This window comes from Niastella sp., from assembly GCF_045805085.1.
In the GTDB taxonomy this organism is placed as follows: Bacteria; Bacteroidota; Bacteroidia; order Chitinophagales; family Chitinophagaceae; genus Niastella.
Genome location: NZ_JBJMLX010000182.1, coordinates 1 through 3,013, shown reverse-complemented (window position 1 = coordinate 3,013; position 3,013 = coordinate 1). Strand labels below are relative to the sequence as shown.

The 3,013-nt window shown below is 40.4% G+C and carries 3 protein-coding genes; all 3 read right to left on the bottom strand.

Features of this window, described 5'->3' with window-relative positions; all coding sequences use genetic code 11:
* Positions 1-268 precede the first annotated feature (268 nt).
* Entirely contained in the window at positions 269-1,822 is a 1,554-nt protein-coding gene (locus ACJ751_RS09170) for a tetratricopeptide repeat protein (protein ID WP_407745186.1), read from the bottom strand.
* Between the two features lie 16 nt (positions 1,823-1,838).
* The gene (locus tag ACJ751_RS09165) at positions 1,839-2,366 is read right to left on the bottom strand and encodes a hypothetical protein (protein ID WP_407745185.1); all 528 of its coding nucleotides are present in this window, start codon (positions 2,364-2,366) and stop codon (positions 1,839-1,841) included.
* A 122-nt stretch (positions 2,367-2,488) separates the two neighbouring features.
* Positions 2,489-3,013 (bottom strand): mandelate racemase/muconate lactonizing enzyme family protein (locus ACJ751_RS09160; RefSeq protein WP_407745184.1); only part of this gene is annotated, 525 nt, incomplete at its 5' end.

The following is a 3,013-nucleotide window of genomic DNA, read 5'->3' as shown; positions in this document are numbered from 1 at the left end:
GTGATATACCTATAGCCACTCTCCCAACCAGTGTTTTCGGTAAAGCTTCTGACTAGTTATTACTTATTTCAAAAATATATGCTGTGAAAACAGCGCTAAATAGTTATTGTTATTAGGAATAAACAATAAGTCGGCACGCACAGGGAAGCATAGCTGTAATAAGTTTCTGTGTGAAGTACAGACCCACATGCAAATATGCTTCCTGGCAACACGCCCTGTTTTTGCGCAGGGCGTGTTTATTTATGTTAGTGAATTACCATTGTTATGCTCATTGATCACATTTCAATTCTTTTAACACTGCATCTGCCTGGGTATACCCCAATTCGCTGCTCTTTTTCAGATCGGCGCAGGCTTCTGTCTTTTTTTCCAAAGCTTTATAGGAAATGGCCCTGTAATAGTGGACCTCTACATCATCGGGATTGATGGTAAGTGATTTTGTATAATCTTCAATCGCTTTCTGATGTTGATTCATTAACGACCAGGCCCATCCTCTTTTGGCGTAGGCTTTCAGCGTGGGTTTAATTTTTATAGATGTATTCAGGTCTTTAATTGCATTCTCATACTGTTTTTGTAATATCCTCACCTGGCCTCTTTCTGTATAACATAACTCATTGGTTGAATCAATTGATATAGATATATTAAGATCGGATATAGCTCCTTCAAGGTCATTTTTTGCTTCTTTTGCCATGCCCCGTTCGCTATAGGAGACAGCGTCCCGCGGGGTTGATGCAATAACTCTGGAATAACTTGAAATAGCCAGATCATTTTGGCTGGTTACCCGATAATACTTACCAAAATAAAAATATAATTGGGGATCAGTTGAGTCGATCTGTTTTGACGATTCCAGATCGGTTCCGGCATCCTCAAATTGATACAGATACAATTTGGCTGCGCCTCTCATCATTAATGATTTGGCTATTTCCTGGTCATTAAGAATTGCCTGGGTAAACAATTCAACTGATTTACTATAATTGGCCAGATCATATTCTTTGTTTGCTTCTTCATAATAGTTCCGGGTATAGTCCAATGCTTTTAATTCAGCATCTGACTGGGTAAACCCTAATTCGCTGCTCTTTTTCAAATCAGCGTAGGCTTCTTCCTTTTTCCCCAAAGCTTTATAAGATTTACCCCTGTAATAATAGAGCTCCCCTGCATTAGGGTCAAACTCAAGTGATCTTGTAAAATCTTCAATTGCTTTTTGATGTTGATCTGTCAACGACCAGGCCACTCCTCTATTGGCATATGCTCTTTGATTGGGTTTGATCTTCAAAGATTTATTAAAGTCTTTAAAAGCCTCCTCATACTGTTTTAATTCTGTCCTGATACAGCCTCTGTCTGTATAATAATATGCTTTGGTCGAATCGATTGATATGCCTTTATTGGCATCGATTAAAGCCCCCTGAAGGTCATGTTTAAAGCCCCTGGCATCTGCCCGTTCCATATAAGCGTCAGCAGCCCGCGGATCAATGGCTATGCATTTGGAATAATTTGCTATTGCTAGATCTAAACTATCGCTTAAATAATAATACTTGGCATAATAATAATATAACCTGGAATTAGTTGGATCAAGCTTTTTCGACGATTCCAGGTCGGTTACAGCATCTTGTAATTTAACCAGATAAATCTTTGCTGCTCCCCGCATCATTAATGATCTGGCTATTTTCTGTTTATTAAGAATTGCCTTGGTAAACCATTCAATTGAGTTGCTAAAATTATCCGCATCAAATTGTTTCATTCCTTCTTCAAAACAGTTCTGACTAAAGCCCAAATTAGCAATCAGACATAGTAAGAGCACCAGGGGCAGGTATTTATTCTTTATCATATTGAACAAGGGATAATTATTCAGATTCTACTGTATATTCTGTGATACGAACTTCGGGTTGATTTAAACTTAAAGAAAAACAGGTGGCAGCATCCTGCCGGGTAAGCCGAAAATAATATTTATCGTCTTTAACGCCAATAAATTCATAAGCCCCTACTCCTTTTACTTCCAGGGTATGAAACTGGTTATCTTTAGTGAATAACAGCACTGTAGTATTACTGGTAGCCAGTGAGCCAAACCCAAAGATCTTCTTTTGAACATCGTAATATTTTAACCTGGTCAGGTACTTTTTTCCCCCGTAATAGATTGTTGAGTCTGCCGTGAGATTGAGATGAGGCGCCGATACTTTTCCGGTTTTAAATAAAGTGTTTTGCGTGTATTTGAACGAAGCCTGCTCAACACTGTTAAAAAAGGTACTGGGTTGAACTGTCCCGGTTATAGCAGCTTTTACAGGAAAGGCATTTGAATTACTATCCGACTTACAGCCAATAGTAGCGAAAAAGATAATACCTGCGATTAGTGACGATTTTATGTATAGCCTCATTATAATTCCTTTTGTGCTTCCTTCGGAAAAATAGCAATTTTATTCAACCTGACGGCTGAATTTAACAGGCGTGCGCTTTTTTTATATAAGCGTTCTGTTTTGACCGATAACTGTGCAGGAATTTACTGAAAAGTGGAAGGATCGGTTACTGTTATCCCCAACCCCGGGGTCTCACTAACCGTTACCTTACCATTATCAAATTGTAACCCGGTAGCGATATCATCGGCCAGTAACAAGGGGCCATCCATATCCACATAATCCAGCAGGGGCGTTAAATGAGCAATAGCCGCTGAGCCTACGGTACTTTCATTCATGCTGCCCACCATTACTTTCAGGCCCAGTTCGCGGGCCTGGGTTATCATCCGGCGGGCTGGCGTTATACCGCTGCACTTGGTGAGTTTAATATTAATACCATGAAAATGACCATTGCATTTTTGTACGTCGGTTTCCAGTACACAGCTTTCGTCGGCTATTAATGGCAGTGGAGATTCGCTGTATAACCGTTTCATGCCTTCCCAATCGTCTTTAGCCAGTGGTTGTTCTACTAACTCAACGCCCAGGTCTTTGAGCGCGGGTAATTTCTCCAGGGCTTCGGTAACCGTCCAGGCGGCATTGGCATCAACGCGTAGGATGGCATCGGTATGTTT

Coding starts and splice junctions, on each gene's coding strand:
- ACJ751_RS09170 (WP_407745186.1), bottom strand. CDS start 1,822: ATGATAAAGAATAAATACCTGCCCCTGGTGCTCTTACTATGTCTGATT.
- ACJ751_RS09165 (WP_407745185.1), bottom strand. CDS start 2,366: ATGAGGCTATACATAAAATCGTCACTAATCGCAGGTATTATCTTTTTC.